19 protein-coding genes are annotated in these 18,387 nt (G+C 72.9%); 15 read left to right on the plus strand and 4 right to left on the minus strand.

From position 1 onward, the window contains the following. Positions 1–95 precede the first annotated feature (95 nt). Positions 96–635, plus strand: coding sequence for an HNH endonuclease (locus tag GA0070562_RS17865; protein ID WP_091423083.1), 540 nt, complete (start codon positions 96–98; stop codon positions 633–635). A 9-nt stretch (positions 636–644) separates the two neighbouring features. Here the strand turns inward: GA0070562_RS17865 and GA0070562_RS17870 are convergent, their stop codons facing one another. The 3 genes from GA0070562_RS17870 to GA0070562_RS17880 all read right to left on the minus strand — a co-directional run bounded on the left by GA0070562_RS17870 (position 645) and on the right by GA0070562_RS17880 (position 2,557). After that, on the minus strand, positions 645–1,514 hold the full coding sequence (locus tag GA0070562_RS17870) for a class F sortase (protein WP_091423087.1): 870 nt from the start codon (positions 1,512–1,514) through the stop codon (positions 645–647). Positions 1,515–1,528: 14 nt separating this feature from the next. Continuing rightward, positions 1,529–2,038, minus strand: coding sequence for a hypothetical protein (locus GA0070562_RS17875; protein ID WP_091423091.1), 510 nt, complete (start codon positions 2,036–2,038; stop codon positions 1,529–1,531). Between the two features lie 78 nt (positions 2,039–2,116). After that, entirely contained in the window at positions 2,117–2,557 is a 441-nt protein-coding gene (locus tag GA0070562_RS17880; RefSeq protein ID WP_091423095.1) for an Lrp/AsnC family transcriptional regulator, read from the minus strand. A gap of 142 nt (positions 2,558–2,699) precedes the next feature. Between GA0070562_RS17880 and GA0070562_RS17885 the strand changes: the two genes are divergently transcribed. The 14 genes from GA0070562_RS17885 to GA0070562_RS17950 all read left to right on the plus strand — a co-directional run bounded on the left by GA0070562_RS17885 (position 2,700) and on the right by GA0070562_RS17950 (position 15,631). Then, positions 2,700–3,584: a tryptophan 2,3-dioxygenase gene (locus GA0070562_RS17885; RefSeq protein ID WP_091423100.1), complete on the plus strand. Its 885-nt coding sequence runs from the start codon at positions 2,700–2,702 to the stop codon at positions 3,582–3,584. 14 nt (positions 3,585–3,598) lie between these two features. Continuing rightward, positions 3,599–4,879, plus strand: a complete 1,281-nt coding sequence (gene kynU, locus GA0070562_RS17890) for a kynureninase (RefSeq protein ID WP_091423105.1) — start codon at positions 3,599–3,601, stop codon at positions 4,877–4,879. Then, complete coding sequence (locus tag GA0070562_RS17895; protein WP_091423108.1) at positions 4,876–6,213, plus strand: FAD-dependent oxidoreductase; 1,338 nt, start codon at positions 4,876–4,878, stop codon at positions 6,211–6,213. The genes kynU and GA0070562_RS17895 overlap by 4 nt, the downstream gene beginning before the upstream one ends. Before the next feature lie 20 nt (positions 6,214–6,233). Continuing rightward, positions 6,234–7,715, plus strand: a complete 1,482-nt coding sequence (locus GA0070562_RS17900; RefSeq protein ID WP_091423349.1) for a 2-hydroxymuconic semialdehyde dehydrogenase — start codon at positions 6,234–6,236, stop codon at positions 7,713–7,715. A 56-nt stretch (positions 7,716–7,771) separates the two neighbouring features. After that, the gene (locus GA0070562_RS17905) at positions 7,772–8,569 is read left to right on the plus strand and encodes a 2-keto-4-pentenoate hydratase (RefSeq protein WP_091423112.1); all 798 of its coding nucleotides are present in this window, start codon (positions 7,772–7,774) and stop codon (positions 8,567–8,569) included. Continuing rightward, positions 8,566–9,501 carry an acetaldehyde dehydrogenase (acetylating) gene (locus tag GA0070562_RS17910; protein WP_091423116.1) on the plus strand — a complete coding sequence of 312 codons (936 nt, stop codon included), beginning with the start codon at positions 8,566–8,568 and terminating at the stop codon, positions 9,499–9,501. The genes GA0070562_RS17905 and GA0070562_RS17910 overlap by 4 nt, the downstream gene beginning before the upstream one ends. After that, on the plus strand, positions 9,498–10,556 hold the full coding sequence (gene dmpG / locus GA0070562_RS17915; protein ID WP_091423121.1) for a 4-hydroxy-2-oxovalerate aldolase: 1,059 nt from the start codon (positions 9,498–9,500) through the stop codon (positions 10,554–10,556). The genes GA0070562_RS17910 and dmpG overlap by 4 nt, the downstream gene beginning before the upstream one ends. Continuing rightward, entirely contained in the window at positions 10,553–11,326 is a 774-nt protein-coding gene (locus GA0070562_RS17920; protein ID WP_091423125.1) for a 2-keto-4-pentenoate hydratase, read from the plus strand. The genes dmpG and GA0070562_RS17920 overlap by 4 nt, the downstream gene beginning before the upstream one ends. Then, positions 11,323–11,748, plus strand: a complete 426-nt coding sequence (locus GA0070562_RS17925) for a RidA family protein (protein ID WP_091423130.1) — start codon at positions 11,323–11,325, stop codon at positions 11,746–11,748. The genes GA0070562_RS17920 and GA0070562_RS17925 overlap by 4 nt, the downstream gene beginning before the upstream one ends. After that, a complete protein-coding gene (locus GA0070562_RS17930; protein WP_091423133.1) occupies positions 11,741–12,265 on the plus strand; it encodes a 3-hydroxyanthranilate 3,4-dioxygenase in 525 nt (174 codons plus the stop codon). The genes GA0070562_RS17925 and GA0070562_RS17930 overlap by 8 nt, the downstream gene beginning before the upstream one ends. 3 nt (positions 12,266–12,268) lie before the next feature. After that, on the plus strand, positions 12,269–13,264 hold the full coding sequence (locus GA0070562_RS17935) for an amidohydrolase family protein (protein WP_091423137.1): 996 nt from the start codon (positions 12,269–12,271) through the stop codon (positions 13,262–13,264). A gap of 139 nt (positions 13,265–13,403) precedes the next feature. Beyond that, positions 13,404–14,876: an amidase gene (locus GA0070562_RS17940; protein ID WP_091423141.1), complete on the plus strand. Its 1,473-nt coding sequence runs from the start codon at positions 13,404–13,406 to the stop codon at positions 14,874–14,876. A 73-nt stretch (positions 14,877–14,949) separates the two neighbouring features. After that, positions 14,950–15,231, plus strand: coding sequence for an aa3-type cytochrome oxidase subunit CtaJ (ctaJ, locus tag GA0070562_RS17945; protein ID WP_476737600.1), 282 nt, complete (start codon positions 14,950–14,952; stop codon positions 15,229–15,231). Next, positions 15,218–15,631 (plus strand): DUF5130 family protein, encoded by a 414-nt coding sequence (locus tag GA0070562_RS17950; protein ID WP_091423148.1) that lies wholly within the window; start codon positions 15,218–15,220, stop codon positions 15,629–15,631. Before ctaJ ends, GA0070562_RS17950 begins: the two co-directional genes overlap by 14 nt. A 139-nt stretch (positions 15,632–15,770) precedes the next feature. On the opposite strand, the gene pepN is transcribed toward GA0070562_RS17950, so the two are convergent. Then, a complete protein-coding gene (gene pepN, locus GA0070562_RS17955; RefSeq protein ID WP_175438780.1) occupies positions 15,771–18,317 on the minus strand; it encodes an aminopeptidase N in 2,547 nt (848 codons plus the stop codon). Positions 18,318–18,387 lie beyond the last annotated feature (70 nt).

Raw genomic sequence — 18,387 nt, forward strand, 5'->3', positions numbered from 1 at the left:
CGGTGATCCGGCCGGCGTCGGAGCCGTTCCGCGCTGTCCGCGGGGCGGTTCCGGCGCACACGAGGCGGGAGGACTGGACCGGGAGGGTGAGCGCGATGCCTGACATACGACCCACTGCGGGCTCCGGTGCACTCGTTCTCAACGCCACCTACGAGCCCCTGTGCGTCGTGTCGGTGCGTCGTGCCGCGATCCTCGTCCTCAGCGCCAAGGCGGTCTGCGTCGCCGACGGCGAGGGCATCCTGCACAGCGCGCGAAACGCGTTACCGGTGCCCTCGGTGGTGCGCCTGACCCGCTACGTCCGGGTGCCGTACCGCACCCACATCGGGTTGTCCCGGCGGGCCGTGTTCGCCCGCGACGGGTGGCGGTGCGCGTACTGCCGGGGGCCGGCCGAGACCATCGACCACGTCTTCCCGCGCAGCCGGGGCGGCCGGCACGCCTGGGAGAACGTGGTAGCCGCGTGCGCGCGGTGCAACCACACCAAAGGCGACAAGACGCCGGCCGAACTGGGCTGGCGGCTGCACCACCTGCCGGCCGCGCCCAAAGGAGCCGCCTGGCGGGTGCTCGGGCACCGCGCCCCCGACCCGCGCTGGGCGGACTGGCTCGACCTGCGCGAGCCCGAGCCCGAGGCGGCCTGACCGGCCCGCTCAGCGCGCCTTGACCAGCGAGGCGTAGACGACCAGGTTGTCCGCGTACCCGGTCTCGCCGCCCACCCAGCGCCCGCCGCAGGTGATCAGCCGCAGGTTGGGCCGGCTGAAGTCGCCGTAGACGTCCTCCACCGGCAGCTTCTCCTTGCCGTACCGCTCGATCGACGTCACCTCGAACACCGCCACCGAGCGGTCCTCGCGGGTCACCTCGATCCGGTCGCCGTCGTCCAGCTCCTTCAGCCCGTGGAAGACCGCCGGACCGGTGGTGGTGTCGACGTGCCCGACAAGCACCGCCGGGCCGTACTGGCCGGGCGTGGGGCCCTGGTCGTACCAGCCGACCTCGCCGGCCCGCTCCACATCCGGCACGGCGATGCTGCCGTCCGGCGCGATGCCCACCCGGTGCACCGGCGCGCGCAGGTCGAGCTTGCCGATGCTCAGGCCGGTCGGTGGACTGGCCGGCAGCACCGGGAACTTCTGCGGCGGCGGGCGCAGGCCGGCGACGATCCGATCCGGCAGCACGCTGACGCCGGTCACCCGTTCCACGCCGAGCATGGCCACGATCAGCGCCATCACGCTCGCCACCACGAGCACCGGGACACCCGGGCCGCGGCTCGGGGCGTACCGGCGGGTGGTGGTCCTGTCGGCGCGGGCCGTGACCGGCCGGGACTGCGGGTCGGCGGTGGCGACGCTGGCCGAGAACGCGTGCCCGGCGACGTGGGCGAACCGGCGCGCGGCCCCAGCGGTCAGCCGCAGCGCGGCCCGGAGCCGGCCGGCACGCTGCGGCGACCGGCGGCCGGGACGGGCGACGGCACGGCGGTTACGGTCCGCCGCCGGGCCGGTACGGTCCCGGCGGCGCGATGAGCGGGCCATTGCGGCACCTCTCGTCAGACGCGGCCGCCGGTCTTGCGGCGGGCGCTCACACCGGCCACCACTGCCACCGCGACCAGGCCACCGACCAGCAGCAGCGAGCCGGTGCCCCGGCTACCCGCGGTGCCACCACCGCCGGTCGCCGGTCCCTTGCTCGGCTGCGCCATGTTGAGCACGGTGAGCATGGTCGAGGCGGTGTTGCCGTTGGAGCAGTCCAGGTTCACCGGGTAGTCGCCCGGCGCCTTGTTGCCGGGCACGGTGACCGAGCCGGTGAGGAAGCCGTTGTCCGGCCGCAACGTCACCCGCCCGAAGGCGTCGGAGGTGACCTGCGCCTGGCGGTTGTTGCTGTTGTCGCAGCCCGCCCGCAGGTTGACCCGGGAACCGGCCTGGACGCTGTTCGGCGTCACCTCGATGAACACGCTCTCCCCGGCCCGCGCCGGCGGCGCGGTGGTCAGGACGAACGCCGCGACCAGGCCGAGCAGGCCCAACACGGACGACAACGCACGATGTGACACGAGCCCTCGCATGGTTCCCCCCTCCCGGCGCGACGGTGCGCCGGACCACTGACGGGCAGCGGCGCCTGCTTTCCCGGAGGGCGGGGGAAGCTAACGAGGTGCCTTGACCACGGGATGCCAGGCCAGCGGCGTGGAGAGCACCATCGTGCTGGACGGCTGCCCGTACGGTGCGAGACGGTCGATGACCTCCTCGAACTCGCCCATGTTGGTGGCGGCGACCTTGAGCATGCTGCACGCGTCCCCGGTGATCCGGTGGATCTCCATGATCTCCGGCCAGCCCGCGACATCGGGGTCGTTGAGGATGCAGCGCGCGCCGTAGCAGGACATCCGGATCAGCGCGAGCACTGTGCGCCCGGCCCGGGTGAGGTCGACGTGGGCGTGGTAGCCGGTGATCACACCGGATTCCTCCAGCCGCCGCACCCGTTCGGCGACCGCGGGCGGCGACAGATGGACCCGGCGGGACAACTCGCTGTACGAGAGCCGGGCGTCGGCCTGGAGCTCCCGCAGCAGCGCCCAGTCCATGTCGTCCACGCGCGGACCTTCCTTCCGTAAAGACGTCGACGCGAGATGGTTTCGGTTCGCGAAGTGAGACCACCATACCGCCGTTGAACAGGCATTCCATTCGGCCGCCCACCAGCGGGATCATGACGTCTACCCCGCGCACGGACGGAGAATGACTGTGGAACAGACGACGGCGGTGCGCCCGGTAACCCCCCAGGAACGGGCGGCTCGGGCGGCGCGCAACGGCGGCGAGCCGACGCTGGAGTTCGCCGACCGCGTGCCGTACGACGCGTACGTACGGGCCAGCACGCTGCACCGGCTCCAGGAGCCGCTCAGCGACGACCCGGGCGAGATGTCCTTCCTGATGGTCAGCCAGATCATGGAGCTGTACTTCGGCCTGACCTGCCACGAGCTGCGGCACGCCAAGCGCGAGCTGCGCGAGGACCGGATCTGGGAGGCCCTGCCCCCGCTGCGCCGCGCCGCCCTGCACCTGGAAGGGCTCAACGCCGCCTGGCACGGCCTGCGCTGGATGAGCCCGGCCGACTTCAACCGCTTCCGCGACCGGCTCGGTGAGGGCTCCGGCTTCCAGTCCGCCATGTACCGCCAGCTGGAGTTCCTGCTCGGCCTGCGCGACCGGGCGCTGATCCGCCCGTTCCGCCGGCAGACCGAGGTGTACGACGAGCTGACCGCCGCGCTCGCCACGCCGAGTCTCTGGGACGAGGTGGTGGCGCTGCTCGCCCGTAAGGGCTTCGACGTTCCCGCCGAGCTGCTGTCCCGGGACGTGAACGCCGAGCACGAGGCGCACCCCGCGGTCGAGGCGGCCTGGGTCCGGATCTACGGCGACAACGGCCCGGACAACCACCTGCGTCTGCTCGGCGACGCGCTGACCGAGATCGCCGAGGAGTTCGGCGACTGGCGCTGGAACCACGTCAAGGCCGTCCAGCGCACCATGGGCGCCAAGGTCGGCAGCGGCGGTTCCGCCGGACTGGCATGGTTGCAGCGCAGCATGGCCCGGGTGGTCTTCCCGGAGCTGTGGTCGGCCCGCACCGCGATGTGACGAGAGAGAACAGCATGCACACCCCCGAGAACGAAGCCCTCCGCCGCGACGCCGCCGACCCCGGCCACCGGCACCTGTTCCACGTCCCACCCGCCGACGGCGGGCGCTACCCCGACACGGCGTACCTGGCCGGCAACTCGCTCGGCCTCCAGCCGCGGGCCACCCGGGACGAACTCCTCGCCGACCTGGACGCCTGGAGTCGCCTGGGCGTCGAGGGGCACCTGGAGTCGGAGCGGCCCTGGCTGCCGTACCACGAGCTGCTGACCGCACCGGCCGCCCGCCTGGTCGGCGCGCTGCCCGCGGAGACCGTGGTAATGAACTCCCTCACGGTCAACCTGCACCTGCTGATGGTCAGCTTCTACCGGCCGGCCGGCGAGCGCACCCGCATCGTCATCGAGGACAGCGCGTTCCCCTCGGACAGCTACGCCGTGCGCAGCCAGGCCCGCTTCCACGGGCTGGACCCGGACACCACGGTGGTACGCCTCAAGCCGCGCCCCGGCTCCGACACGCTCGGCACCGAGGACGTGCTGGACTTCCTGGCCCGCGAGGGCCACACGGTGGCGCTGCTGATGCTCGGCGGCGTGAACTACCTGACCGGCGAGCTGATGGACATCCCCACCATCACCGCGGCCGGCCGGGCCGCGGGCGCGGTGGTCGGCTGGGACCTGGCGCACGCCGCGGGCAACGTGCCGCTGGCGCTGCACGACTGGGACGTCGACTTCGCCGCCTGGTGCTCGTACAAGTACCTCAACTCCGGCCCGGGTGCGCTGGGCGGCGTCTTCGTCCACGAGCGGCACCTCGGCGACCGGTCGATCCAGCGCTTCGAGGGCTGGTGGAGCACCGAGGCGGCCACCCGGTTCGAGATGACCCCGGTGTCCCGGCCGCCGGCCACCGTCGAGGCGTGGCAGATCTCCAACCCGCCGATCTTCGCGATGGGCCCGGTGCGTACGTCGCTGGAGCTGTTCGACTCCGTCGGCATGCCGGCGCTGCGCGAGCGCAGCCTGCGGCTGACCGCCTGGCTGGAGCAGCTGCTCGACGAGGTCACGCCGGGCCGTCCGCTGAGCGTGGTGACCCCGCGCGACCCGGCCCGCCGCGGCTGCCAGCTCTCCGTGCGGATCGGGGTGGGCAGCGCGAACGAGCTGACGAAGCGGCTGCGGCACGAGCACGGCGTGGTCGCCGACGCCCGGGAGCCGGACATCGTCCGGTTCGCGCCGGTGCCGCTCTACTCCACGTACCACGACTGCTGGCGGGTCGCCGAGGCGCTGGCGGCAACTGTTGAGAAGGAGGGCTCGTGAGCGCGAGGAGTGAGCGCGACGAGATCGCGGTGGTCGGCGCCGGGCTGGCCGGCTGCCTGCTGGCCTGCTACCTGGCCCGCCGCGGCTACCCGGTGGCCCTCTACGAGCGGCGGCCCGACCCGCGTACCGGCACCGTCGAGCGGGGCCGGTCGATCAACCTGGCGCTGTCCGAGCGCGGCCTGGACGCGCTGCGCCGCATCGGCCTGGAGGACGAGGTGATGGCGGACGCGCTGCCGATGCGCGGCCGCATGATCCACCCGGTCGAGGGCGAGCCGGAGTTCCAGTCTTACAGCGGCTCCGGGGACCGCGCGATCAACTCGATCAGCCGGGGCGCGCTGAACAACGCGCTGCTCGACGCCGCCGCCGCGCTGCCGAACGTGCGCGTCGCGTTCGACCACCGGCTGGTCGGGCTCGACCCGCTCGGCGGCGAGATGACGTTCGAGACGCCGCAGGGCAAGGTCACCGCCACCGCCTCGGTCGTCCTCGGCGCCGACGGCGCCGGCTCCGCGGTGCGCGGGCAACTGCTCGCGTACGGGGGCCTGACCGAGAGCCTGGACTTCCTCGACTACGGCTACAAGGAGCTGACCATCCCGCCGCTGGGCGGGGAGTTCGCGCTCGACCCGGGCGCGCTGCACATCTGGCCGCGCGGCACCTCGATGATGATCGCGCTGCCGAACCCGGACCGCTCCTTCACCTGCACGCTGTTCTGGCCCACCCACGGCACGCGCAGCTTCGCGTCGCTGAGCAGCCCGGCGGCGATCGAGCAGTTCTTCGCCACCCACTACCCGGACCTGGTCCCGCTCGCGCCGAACCTGGTCGACGACTACCAGCACAACCCGGTCGGTGTGCTCGGCACGGTGCGCTGCACGCCGTGGCAGGTGGCCGGGACGGTCGGCCTGATCGGCGACGCCGCGCACGCCATCGTGCCGTTCTACGGCCAGGGCGCGAACTGCGCGTTCGAGGACGTGGTCGAGCTGGACCGCTGCCTCGACGAGTGCGACGACGAGTGGGCGGCCGCGCTGCCGCTGTTCCAGCACCGCCGCCAGGAGAACGCGGAGGCGATCGCCCGGATGGCGCTGGCGAACTTCGTGGAGATGCGGGACAAGGTCGCCTCGCCGGTGTTCCGCACCCGCAAGCAGGTCGAGCACGCGCTGGAACGGGCGCTGCCGGGCCGCTACGTCTCCCAGTACGAGCTGGTCTCGTTCTCCACCACCCCGTACGCGCAGGTGCGCCGCCGGGTGCGCGCGCAGTACGCGGTGGTCGGCGCGGTAGCGGCCGGCGCGGTCGCGCTGCTGGCCGGTGGTGTCCGCGCGGCGCTGGGGCGGCGGCGATGACGCTCTGGGATCCCCGGCTGATGACCGGGCACGCGCCGGACGGCCCCGGCCTGCTGCGCAACTTCGTCGGCGGTGAGTTCGTCGACGCCGGTTCCCGGTTCACCAAGCGCAGCCCGGTCACCGGCGAGCCGGTGTTCGAGGTGGTCGAGGCGTCGCAGTCGACTGTGGACGACGCGGTCGCCGCGGCCCGGTCGGCGCTGCGCGGCCCGTGGGGCCGGATGGGGGAGCGGGAACGCGCCGAGGTGCTGCGCCGGGTCGCCGACGAGCTGGAACGGCGCTTCGACGATCTGGTCGCGGCCGAGGTCGCGGACACCGGCAAGGCCATCTCGCAGGCCCGTACGCTCGACATCCCGCGCGGCGCGGCCAACTTCCGGGCGTTCGCCGAGATCGTGGCGACAGCGCCGACGGAGTCGTTCACCACTGTCACCCCGGCCGGGGGCCGGGCGCTCAACTACGCGGTCCGCAAGCCGGTCGGCGTGGTCGCTGTCATCGTGCCGTGGAACCTGCCGCTGCTGCTGCTCACCTGGAAGGTCGCCCCGGCCCTGGCCTGCGGCAACGCCGTGGTGGTCAAGCCCAGCGAGGAGACCCCCGCGTCGGCCACGCTGCTGGCCGAGGTGATGGCCGCGGCGGGCGTGCCGGACGGCGTGTTCAACCTGGTGCACGGCTTCGGGCCCGGCTCGGCCGGCGAGCACCTGACCCGGCACCCGGGCGTGGACGCGATCACGTTCACCGGCGAGTCGGCCACCGGCAGCGCGATCATGCGCGCCGCCGCCGACGGGGTGAAGGCGGTCAGCTTCGAGCTGGGTGGCAAGAACGCCGGCCTGGTGTTCGCCGACGCCGACCTGGACGCGGCGGTCGCCGGTTCGGTGCGGTCCAGCTTCACCAACGGCGGCCAGGTGTGCCTGTGCACCGAGCGCATCTACGTGCAGCGGCCGGTGTTCGAGGAGTTCACCGCGCGGCTGGCCGAGCGCGCCGACGAGCTGGCGTACGGCTGGCCGGACGACGAGGCGACGGCGAACATGCCGCTCATCTCGCACGGGCACCGCGACAAGGTGCTCGGCCACTACGCGCTGGCCCGCACCGAGGGCGCCGAGGTCCGCGCGGGAGGCGGCACGCCGCGCTTCGGCGACGGCCGTGACGGCGGGGCGTACGTGCAGCCGACGGTGCTCACCGGCCTGGGGGCGGACGCCCGCACCAACCAGGAGGAGATCTTCGGACCGGTGGTGCACGTCGCGCCGTTCGACGACGAGGACGAGGCGTACGCGCTGGCGAACGGCACCGCCTACGGCCTGGCCGCGACGGTGTGGACGCGGGACGTGGGCCGGGCGCACCGGGCCGGCGTCCGGCTCGACGCCGGCATCGTCTGGGTCAACACCTGGTTCCTGCGCGACCTGCGCACCCCGTTCGGCGGGGTGAAGGCGTCGGGCGTGGGCCGCGAGGGCGGCGTGCACTCGCTCGACTTCTACTCCGAGCTGACAAACGTCTGCGTGGACCTGTCATGAGCGCGCGTGGTGGGCAGAATGGCCGGAATCCCCAGCGACGTAAGCGAGGAGCCGCCATGACCGTGGACATCGAGGCCGCCAACCGGGAACTGGCAGTGGCCCGGCAGGACGGGAAGCCCTGCCCGCCGCTGCGCGGCCGGCTGCTGCCCGAGGGCGACATCGAGGCCGCGTACCAGGTGCAGCAGGTCTACACCCGGCAGCGGCTGGGCAAGGGACACCGCCGCGTCGGCGCGAAGATCGGCCTGACGTCGCGGACCGTCCAGGAGAGCTTCGGCGTCTTCCAGCCCGACTTCGGGGTGCTCTTCGACGACATGGCCGTCGGCGACGGCGTCGAGGTGCCGATCGACCGGCTGCTCCAGCCGCGGGTGGAGGCGGAGATCGCCTTCGTGCTCGGCGCGGACCTGCCGGACGAGCGGGTCACCACTGTCGACCTGATCCGGGCGGTGGACCACGTGCTGCCGGCCATCGAGATCGTCGACTCGCGGATCGCGGACTGGGACATCTCGATCGTGGACACGGTGGCGGACAACGCCTCCAGCGGGCTGTTCGTGCTCGGCACCGCGCCCCGGCGGCTCGCCGACGTCGACCTGCGACTGTGCGGCATGGTGCTGGAGCACGCCGGTGAGCCGGTCTCGGTCGGCGCGGGTGCGGCCTGCCTCGGCAATCCACTGCACGCGTTGCAGTGGCTGGCCGGCACGATGGCCCGCGCCGGTGACCCGCTGCGGGCCGGCGACGTGGTGCTCTCCGGCGCGCTCGGCCCGATGGTGCCGGTCACGCCCGGCGCGGCGTACGAGGCGCGCATCTCCGGGCTCGGTTCGGTGCGTACCTGTTTCTCGAAGGAGGCCACCTCATGAGCGTCGGAGTGGCGGTGCTCGGGTCGGGCAACATCGGCACCGACCTGATGATCAAGGTGCTGCGGCTCAGTGAGAGCCTGCGCATGGTGGCGATGGCCGGCATCGACCCGGCCTCGGACGGTCTGGCCCGGGCCCGCCGGCTCGGCGTGACCACCACCGCCGAGGGCGTCGACGGCCTGGTGGCGCTGCCCGAGTTCGCGGACGTCCAGCTGGTCTTCGACGCCACCTCGGCCGGCGCGCACAGGCGTCACGACGAGGTGCTGCGGGCGCACGGCCGCACGGTGGTCGACCTGACGCCCGCCGCGATCGGCCCGTACGTGGTGCCGCCGGTGAACCTCGACGAGCACCTGGGCGAGCCGAACGTCAACATGGTGACCTGCGGCGGGCAGGCCACGGTGCCGATCGTGCACGCGGTCGGCCGGATCACCCCCGTCGCGTACGGGGAGATCGTCGCCTCGATCGCGTCGAAGTCGGCCGGGCCCGGCACCCGGGCCAACATCGACGAGTTCACCGAGACGACCGCCCGCGCCATCGAGGTGGTCGGCGGCGCCGAGCGCGGCAAGGCCATCATCGTGCTGAACCCGGCCGACCCGCCGCTGCTGATGCGCGACACGGTCTACTGCCTGTGCCCGGACGCGGACGCCGACCCGGGCGCGATCGCCGCCTCGGTGGCCGACATGGTGACGGCCGTGCAGGAGTACGTGCCCGGCTACCGGCTCAAGCAGGACGTGCAGTTCGACGCTGTGGACACGTACGCGCCGGTGCTCGGCCGGCACTTCACCGGCCTGCAGGTGTCGGTGTTCCTGGAGGTCTCCGGCGCCGGGCACTACCTGCCCGCGTACGCCGGGAACCTGGACATCATGACGTCGGCCGCGCTGCGTACCGCGGAGCGGCTGGTGGCGCTGCGCGCGACGGAGGTGAGTGCGCGATGACCGACCTCTACATCCAGGACGTGACGCTGCGCGACGGCATGCACGCCATCGGGCACCGCTACACGGTCGACCAGGTGCGTACCGTGGCCGCCGCGCTCGACGCGGCCGGCGTGGCCGCGGTCGAGGTGGCGCACGGCGACGGCCTGGCCGGCTCCAGCGTCAACTACGGGCACGGCGCCGCCGCCGACGCGGACTGGATCGCCGCCGCCGCCGAGGTGCTCACCACCGCCCGGCTCACCACGCTGCTGCTGCCGGGCATCGGCACCATCGCGGACCTGAAGGCGGCGAAGGCGCTCGGCGTGACGAGCGTCCGGATCGCCACGCACTGCACCGAGGCGGACATCTCCGCCCAGCACATCGCCTGGGCCCGGGAGAACGACATGGACGTCTCCGGGTTCCTGATGATGTCGCACCTCAACGACCCGGCCGGGCTGGCCGCGCAGGCCAAGCTGATGGAGTCGTACGGCGCGCACTGCGTCTACGTCACCGACTCCGGCGGCCGGCTGCTGATGTCGGACGTGGCGCAGCGCGTCGACGCGTACCGGCAGGTGCTGGAGCCGGAGACGCAGATCGGCATCCACGCGCACCACAACCTGTCGCTCGGTGTGGCGAACAGCGTGCTGGCGGTCGAGCACGGCCGGATCCTCGGCGACGGCCCGCTCGGCTCACCGTCCGGCCGGACCGTCCGGGTGGACGCGTCGCTCGCCGGCATGGGTGCGGGCGCGGGCAACGCGCCGCTGGAGGTCTTCGTCGCGGTCGCCGAGCTGCACGGCTGGAAGCACGGCTGCGACGTGTTCGCGTTGATGGACGCCGCCGACGACCTGGTCCGCCCACTGCAGGACCGACCGGTCCAGGTCGACCGGGAGACGCTCTCCCTGGGGTACGCGGGCGTCTACTCCAGCTTCCTGCGTCACGCCGAGCGGGCCTCGGCCAAGTACGGAGTGGACGTCCGCTCGATCCTGGTCGAGCTGGGCCGTCGCCGGATGGTCGGCGGCCAGGAGGACATGATCGTGGACGTGGCACTGGACCTGGCGGCTAAGGAGAACAACTCATGATCGGGCCGGACATCGCCGGCATCGCGGAGAAGCTGGGCGCGGCGGCCGACGACGCCACCGCGATCCCGCAGCTCGCCGCCGAGACCGGCCTCGACGTCGACGCCGCGTACGCGGTGCAGACCGCGCTGGTGCAGCGCCGCCTCGACCGGGGTGAGCGGCTGGTCGGCCTCAAGATGGGGCTCACCAGCAAGGCCAAGATGGCGCAGGTCGGCGTGGACGAGGTGATCTGGGGCCGGCTGACCGACGTGATGCGGGTGCCCGACGGCGGCGGTGTCGACGTCGGCGACTTCATCCACCCCCGGGTCGAGCCGGAGGTGGCGTTCCTGCTGGACCGGCTGCCCGACCCGGGCGAACCGGTCGGCTCGTTCACCCGGGCCGTGCGCGCTGTCGCCCCGGCCATCGAGCTGATCGACTCCCGGTACGCGAACTTCACCTTCTCGCTGCCGGACGTGATCGCCGACAACACCTCGGCCGCCGCGTTCGTGGTGGGGCCGTGGTCGCCGGTGCCGGACGGGCTGGACAACCTCGGCGTGCTGCTGGAGATCGACGGGCGGGTGGCGCAGGTCGGCTCGACCGCTGCCATCCTCGGCGACCCGCGCCGCGCGCTGGACGAGGGTCTGCGGCTGGCCGGCCGGCACGGCGTCCGGCTGCGCAAGGGCTGGGTGTTCCTGGCCGGCGCGGCCACCGCCGCGGTGCCGCTGCGTCCCGGCGCACACGTGCGGGCCACAGTGGAGAAGCTCGGGTCCGCCTCCCTGAAGGCCCTGCCATGACCGGCCGCGTGGTGGCCGGGAAGGCCGTGCCGCGGGGCGCGTTCCCGCACGTCAAGGTGGCCGGCGGGTTCGTCTTCGTCTCCGGTACGTCGTCGCGCCGGCCGGACAACACGTTCGCCGGGGTGTCGGTGGACGAGTTCGGCACCACCGACCTGGACATCCGGGAGCAGACCCGGGCCGTGGTCGAGAACATCCGCGACCTGCTCCGCTCGGTCGGCGCCGACCTGAGCGACCTGGTGCAGGTCACCAGCTACCTGGTCAACATGAACGACTTCGGCGGCTACAACGAGGTGTGGGCGGAGTTCTTCGACGCCACCGGGCCGACCCGGACCACAGTCGCCGTGCACCAGCTTCCGCACCCGCATCTGCTGATCGAGATGCAGGCCGTCGCCCTACTTCCGCCGGGAGGTTCCCATGAGTGAGATCGCCGAGCCGTTCAGCTTCTCCGGCTGGATCGGCGAGAACCAGCACCTGCTCAAGCCCCCGGTGGGCAACAAGGAGATGCTGCCCGGCAGCGACGACTTCATCGTCATGGTGGTGGGTGGTCCGAACCAGCGTACGGACTTCCACGTCGACCCGTACGAGGAGTTCTTCTACCAGGTCAAGGGCAACATGCACATCAACCTGATGCTGCCGGAGGGCCCGCGTACGGTGCACGTGCGCGAGGGGCAGATGTGGATGCTGCCGCGCAACACCCCGCACTCGCCGCAGCGTCCCGAGGCCGGCTCGATCGGCATGGTGATCGAGCGGGTCCGCGAGGAGGGCACGCTGGAGAAGTTCCAGTGGTACTGCGGCGAGTGCAACCACAAGGTGCACGAGGTGGAGCTGCAGGTCCGCGACATCGCCGCCGACCTGCCTCCGGTCTTCGCCGCGTTCTACGCCGACGAGAAGGCCCGCACCTGCGACAACTGCGGCGCGCTGCACCCGGGCAAGGGCTGACGCGTGCCGGTCGTGGACGTGCACACGCACGTCGTACCGAAGGGTTGGCCGGACCTCGCCGCGGCGTGCGGCGGGTCCGGCTGGCCCTGGCTGCGGGTGGACTCCGAGCGCGCCGCCATGATCATGGTGGGGGAGACGGAGTTCCGCCCGATCGGCGCCCCGTGCTGGGACGCGCCGACCCGGCTGACCGACATGGACGCCGACGGCGTGGACGTGCAGGTCGTCTCGCCCACCCCGGTGTTCTTCAGCTACGACCGCCCGGCCGACCAGGCGGTCAAGGTGGCCCGGATCTTCAACGACCTCACGCTGGAGGTCACCGCCGCCGGCGGCGGCCGGCTGGTGCCGTTCTGCCAGGTGCCGTTGCAGGACCCGGACGCGGCCTGCGCCGAGCTGGACCGCTGCCTGTCGGCGGGGCACGCCGGCGTCGAGATCGGTAACCACGTCGGTGACCGGGATCTGGACGACGAGGGCATCGTGCAGTTCCTCACCCACTGCGCCGAGGTCGGCGCGCCGGTCTTCGTGCATCCGTGGGACATGCCCGGCGGCCCCCGGCTGGACCGGTGGATGGCGCGCTGGCTGACCGGGATGCCGGCCGAGACGCACCTGTCGGTGCTCGCCCTGATCCTCGGCGGCGTGTTCGACCGGGTGCCGGAGACGCTGCGGATCTGCTTCGCGCACGGCGGCGGCAGCTTCCCGTTCTGGCTGGGCCGCGCCGACAACGCCTGGCACCGCCGTGGCGACCTGGTACGCGGCGCGTCCAGCGCACCGCCCAGCTCCTACGTCGACCGGTTCCACGTGGACTCGGTGGTCTTCGAACCGGCCGCGCTGCGGCTGCTGGTGGACACCATGGGCGCCGAGCGGGTGCTGCTCGGCAGCGACTACCCCTACCCGCTGGGGGAGCGGCCGGTCGGCCAGGTGGTGCACCGGGCGGACTTCCTCACCGACGCGCAGCGGGACGCGCTGCTCGGCGGCAACGCGCTGCGTTTCCTCGGCCGCTGACGGCCGGCGCGAATGCGTCAGTCGTCCCGAGCCGACGGACGCATTCCGAACCGCTGATGTCAGCCGGACACGGACCTGACGGCCGCCCGCCGGACGTGTCGCCCGGCCTCCGGGCCGCCGGACCGGCAGGATGGACGGCATGGCCGAGCCGCACGACCTGACCGCGCTGGAACAGGCCGCCGCGATCCGCCGGGGCGAGCTGTCCAGCCTGGAACTGGTCGAGCACCACCTGCGCCGGGTCGAGGCGCTCGGCGACACCGTCGGCGCTTTCGTCACGGTCACCGCCGACCGGGCCCGGACCGCCGCCCGTGCCGCCGACGCGCTCGCGGCCGAGGAACGCGGCCCGCTGCACGGGGTGCCGACCGCTATCAAGGACCTCACGCTCACCGCCGGGGTGCGGACCACCTTCGGCTCGGCCGCCTTCGCCGACTTCGTCCCGCCGGTCGACGCCGACGTGGTGCGCCTCCTGGCCGACGCCGGCCTGGTCAGCCTCGGCAAGACCACCACCTCCGAACTCGGCTGCTCGCTCTACTCCGAGGGGCTGGTGGCACCGCCGGCCCGCAACCCGTGGGATCTCGCGTACACCGCGGGCGGGTCAAGCGGCGGCGCGGCAGCGGCGGTCGCCGCCGGGCTCGTGCCGGTGGCGCAGGGCTCCGACGGCGGCGGCTCGCTGCGTATCCCGGCCGCGCTCTGCGGCCTGGTCGGCTACAAGCCGAGCCGGGGCATGGTCTCCGGCGGGCCGCTCGGCTTCGGCGGCTTCGGGCTGCCGGTGAACGGGCCGATCGGCCGTACCGTCGGCGACGTGGCCGCGCTGCTCGACGTGCTCGCGCGCCCGGTGCCCGGCGAACCGTACCTGCCGCCGGCCGCGCCCGCCGGCGGGTACCTCGGCGTCACCCGCGCCGCCCGCGTCTCCGGCCCCGGCCGGCTGCGCGTCGGCCGCTTCACCACGCCGATGCTCGCCGACGAACCGGTCCACCCGGACTGCGTCGCCGCCGTCGACCGGGCCGCCGCGCTGCTCACCGACGCCGGCCACGAGGTGGTCGACGTCCCCGCGCCGCTCGGCCACGAGGCGTGGCCGCTGTTCGAGACCGTCTGGTACGCGCTGGCGGTCACCCCGGTCCCGGCCGGGCGGGACGGCGACCTGCTGCCGCTGACCCGGTTCCTGCGCGAGCGCGGCGAGGCGCTCGGCGCGGCCCGGCTGATGGCCGCGCTCGGCGAACTCCAGGCGCAGGTACGCCGTGGCGTACGCCGTACCGCCGGTTGTGACCTGCTGCTCTGCCCGACGCTCGCGACCCCGCAGGCGCCGGTGGGCGCGTTCGCCGCCCTCGAACCGGCCGAGGACTTCGACCGGCAGCGGCGCTTCTCGCCGTACTGCGCGGTCTTCAACGTGACGGGCGATCCGTCCGTTTCGCTGCCGGTCGGACGGACCGCCGACGGGCTACCGGTCGGGGTGCTGCTCACCGGCCGGTACGGCGACGACGCGACACTGCTCGCCACTGCCGCGCAGCTGGAGCACCGGAGTGACGGATGGGATCAGCACCCCGCAATCTGGCGGGCCGCCGACTCCGCTAACGTGAACATCACAAGTGACGTGGGACGCGACCGGTCCTGACCGGCCGACCCGCACCATTCCTGGTCTCTCTTTCCGCCTGGGGGCGTTGGGATTGTCTGTTACCGAGACGTTGGTGGTCTTCGTCGGCATCCCGGCCGCCGCGGTGCTGCTGATCGCCGCCCTGGCGGCCGTCGGCAACCGCGGCAACGGTGGCGGCGCGAAGCGCTACCGGCCGGGCCGGCCCTTCGACTTCACTCCGGTCTGGTTCCTGGGCCGTCCGGAGCAGCTGGCCGACTCGGCCGGCACGGCGCTGGCCGCCGGGGCGCAGGCGCCGGCGTTGACCAGCCGCAAGCAGGAGCAGGCCGGCCGGGAGGCGCCGGCCGGTGGAACCGGAGGCGCAAGTGACCGTTGGTGAAGCGCGGCCCACGACGGGGACGGGCACCCCGCCCGACGTGCTGGACGGACCGTTCTCGACCCGTCAGCTGCTCCGCATCGACGAGGCGCTGCGCCTCGCCGACCAGGGCACCGGCCTGGTCTTCTCGGTCTACGTCGGCGGCCTCGACGAGCCGATCCGGGAGCACGCCGAGCGGCTGCACCGCCAGCTCGCCGACCCGGACCGCTCGGTGCTGATCGCGGTGTCGCCCAACCAGCGGCAGCTGGAGATCGTCACCGGCAAGTACGCGCGTAAGCGCATCCCGGACACGTACGCCAAGCTGGCCGCGCTCTCCATGGTGGCCTCCTTCGGCGGCGGCGACCTGGCCGGCGGCATCATCCAGGGCCTCGACCAGCTCGCCAGCCACGCCGGCAAGGGCTGATCCGCCCGCACACACGACGAAGCCCGGCCCGCGCTCACGCGGGCCGGGCTTTCTCGTTCGCCGGCGGCGCAGGGCCCACGACGGCGGCCGGGGCCGGCGCGGGCTGCAGCCCGCGCCGGCCCCGGCCGGCATGCCTCACTCAGGCGCTGCGGGCGTCCCGCTCCCGGGCCTTCAGCGCGCGGACCACGCCGTCGCGGCCCTCGGCCACCAGCCGGCGCAGCGACGCCGGCCGGCCGTCCTGGGCCAGCCACGCGTCGGTGGCCGCGACGGTGTCCTCCTCGACCAGGTACGCCGGGTACGCGAGCTGCACGAACTCCTGCGCCGGCTCGCTGTCGCGCTGCGCCCACACCTGGTCCACCGTGGCGAAGTACCGCTCCCGGTAGGGCGCGGTCAGCTCGACCTGCGCCGGGTGGGTGAAGCCCTGCAACAGTGCCCGGTTGCGCCAGTTGGGCAGCGCGTCCGGGCCGGTGAGCAGCGCCCACACCGCGGCCTTGTTCTCGGCGGTCGGCACCAACGCGTGCGCGTACGCGGCCTCCCGCTCGCCGCTGGCCGTACGGTCGGCGGCCAGCTCCGCGTCCACGTCGGCGGCACCGGCCGCGCCGTTGGCGACCAGCGACTGGAGCACCGTCCAGCGCAGCTCCGTGTCGACGGTCAGCCCCTCCGGCACGCCGTTGCCGTCCAGCCAGCCGCGCAGCGTGGCCAGGTCCTCGCCGGAGCGGGCCGACGAGGCGTACGCGCGGGCCCAGGCGAGCTGGAAGCCGCTGCCCGGCTCGGCCGCGGCGAGCGCGGTCCGGGCGGTACGGGACAGGTCGGCCCAGCCGGTCGGCGCCCACTCCGGGTCGGCGTAGAACGTGAGCGCGGTGGTGGCCTGCCGAAGCGTGGCCGTGACCAGGTTGATGTCGGTCTCCGCGGTCAGCCCGGCCAGCACCAGCGCCACGTAGTCGCGGGCCGACAGCTCGGCGTCACGGGTCATGTCCCAGGCGGCGGTCCAGCACAGCGCCCGGGCCAGCGACGAGTCGAAGCCGGCGATGTGCTGCACCACAGTGGCCATGGACCGCTCGTCCAGCCGCAGCTTGGCGTAGCTGAGGTCCTCGTCGTTGAGCAGCAGCACGTCGGCGGCGGGCCTGCCGTGCAGCTCGGACAGCTCGGTCAGCTCGCCGGTCACGTCCGTCTCGATCAGCTCGCGGCGCACCAGCCGGCCGTCGGTCAGGTCGTACAGGCCGACGCCGATGCGGTGGGTACGCAGCGTCGGGTAGCCGGCCGGCGCCTCCTGCCGGACCACCACCCGCTCGTACGTGCCGTCGGCGCCGATGGTCACCTCGGGGCGCAACGTGTTGACCTGCGCGGTCTCCAGCCACTGGGCGGCGAACTTGCGCAGCTCCCGGCCGGAGGCCGACTCCAGCTCGGACAGCAGGTCGTCGAAGGTGGCGTTGCCCCAGGCGTGCTTGCCGAAGTAGGCGCGCAGGCCGGCCAGGAACGGCTCCTCGCCCACGTACGCGACGAGCTGCTTGAGCACGCTCGCGCCCTTGGCGTACGTGATGCCGTCGAAGTTGACCTCGACGGCCTCCAGGTCCGGCATCTCGCAGTAGACCGGGTGGGTGGAGGAGAGCTGGTCCTGCCGGTAACCCCAGTTCTTGCGGATCGACAGGAACGTGGTCCAGGCATCGGTGAAGCGGGTGGCGTGCGTGTTGCACCAGTGGCTGGCCCACTCGGCGAACGACTCGTTGAGCCACAGGTCGTTCCACCAGCGCATGGTGACGAGGTCGCCGAACCACATGTGCGCCAGCTCGTGCAGGATCGTGTTGGCGCGCTGCTCGTACTCGAAGTCGGTGACCTGCGACCGGAAGATGTAGTGCGACTCGGCGTGCGTGACGCAGCCGAAGTTCTCCATCGCGCCGGCGTTGAAGTCCGGCACCCAGAGCTGGTCGTACTTGGGCAGCGGGTAGCGCACGCCGAACTTCTCCTGGAAGAAGTCGAAGCCCTGCGTGGTGATCAGGTGCAGGTCGTCGGCGTCCATGTGCGGGGCCATGCTGGCCCGGCAGAAGTAGCCCATGTCGATGCCGTCGTGGGTGTGGCGCACCTCGTGGTACGGCCCGGCGCAGAGCGCGGTGATGTAGGTGCTCATCCGCTCCGAGACGGTGAAGTGCACCGTCTTCAGGCCCTCACCGGCGGCCTCCTCGCGCTCCACCGGCATGTTCGACACGACCCGCCAGTGGTCCGGCACGGTGGCGTGCCAGGTGTAGACGCTCTTCAGGTCGGGCTGGTCGAAGCAGGCGTAGACCTTCTGCGCGTCGGCGGTCTCGAACTGGCTGTAGAGGTAGGTCTCGCCGTCCACCGGGTCGACGGTGCGGTGCAGGCCCTGCCCGCTGTTGGAGTAGCCGAAGTCGGCGTCGACCACCAGCACGTTCTCGGCGGCCAGGCCGCTGAGCGTGAGTCCCTTCTCGGCGGACCAGCCGGACAGGTCCACCGGCTCGCCGTTGAGCGTGGCCGATCGCACCGATTCGGCGGCTGTCTCGATGAACGTGGTCGCCCCCGGCTCGGCACAGCGGAACCGGACCTCGGTCACCGAGCGGAACGTGCGACCGGTGGGCTGCACCGCGGTCGACAGGTCAAGGCTGATGTCGTACCCGGTCACCTCGAGCAGGCGGGCCCGCTCGGTCGCCTCGACCTGGGTCAGGTTGCGCACTCCCGGCACTGTTCGTCTCCATCCCACTCGTCTCGCCGCGCCCCGCGGCGCCGGTCTTGCCCGGCCGCTC

It is taken from the genome of Micromonospora tulbaghiae (assembly GCF_900091605.1).
GTDB classification, from domain to species: domain Bacteria; phylum Actinomycetota; class Actinomycetes; order Mycobacteriales; family Micromonosporaceae; genus Micromonospora; species Micromonospora tulbaghiae.

Coding starts and splice junctions, on each gene's coding strand:
- GA0070562_RS17865 (WP_091423083.1), top strand. CDS start 96: ATGCCTGACATACGACCCACTGCGGGCTCCGGTGCACTCGTTCTCAAC.
- GA0070562_RS17870 (WP_091423087.1), bottom strand. CDS start 1,514: ATGGCCCGCTCATCGCGCCGCCGGGACCGTACCGGCCCGGCGGCGGAC.
- GA0070562_RS17875 (WP_091423091.1), bottom strand. CDS start 2,038: ATGCGAGGGCTCGTGTCACATCGTGCGTTGTCGTCCGTGTTGGGCCTG.
- GA0070562_RS17885 (WP_091423100.1), top strand. CDS start 2,700: ATGACTGTGGAACAGACGACGGCGGTGCGCCCGGTAACCCCCCAGGAA.
- kynU (WP_091423105.1), top strand. CDS start 3,599: ATGCACACCCCCGAGAACGAAGCCCTCCGCCGCGACGCCGCCGACCCC.
- GA0070562_RS17900 (WP_091423349.1), top strand. CDS start 6,234: ATGACCGGGCACGCGCCGGACGGCCCCGGCCTGCTGCGCAACTTCGTC.
- GA0070562_RS17905 (WP_091423112.1), top strand. CDS start 7,772: ATGACCGTGGACATCGAGGCCGCCAACCGGGAACTGGCAGTGGCCCGG.
- GA0070562_RS17910 (WP_091423116.1), top strand. CDS start 8,566: ATGAGCGTCGGAGTGGCGGTGCTCGGGTCGGGCAACATCGGCACCGAC.
- dmpG (WP_091423121.1), top strand. CDS start 9,498: ATGACCGACCTCTACATCCAGGACGTGACGCTGCGCGACGGCATGCAC.
- GA0070562_RS17920 (WP_091423125.1), top strand. CDS start 10,553: ATGATCGGGCCGGACATCGCCGGCATCGCGGAGAAGCTGGGCGCGGCG.
- GA0070562_RS17925 (WP_091423130.1), top strand. CDS start 11,323: ATGACCGGCCGCGTGGTGGCCGGGAAGGCCGTGCCGCGGGGCGCGTTC.
- GA0070562_RS17930 (WP_091423133.1), top strand. CDS start 11,741: ATGAGTGAGATCGCCGAGCCGTTCAGCTTCTCCGGCTGGATCGGCGAG.
- GA0070562_RS17940 (WP_091423141.1), top strand. CDS start 13,404: ATGGCCGAGCCGCACGACCTGACCGCGCTGGAACAGGCCGCCGCGATC.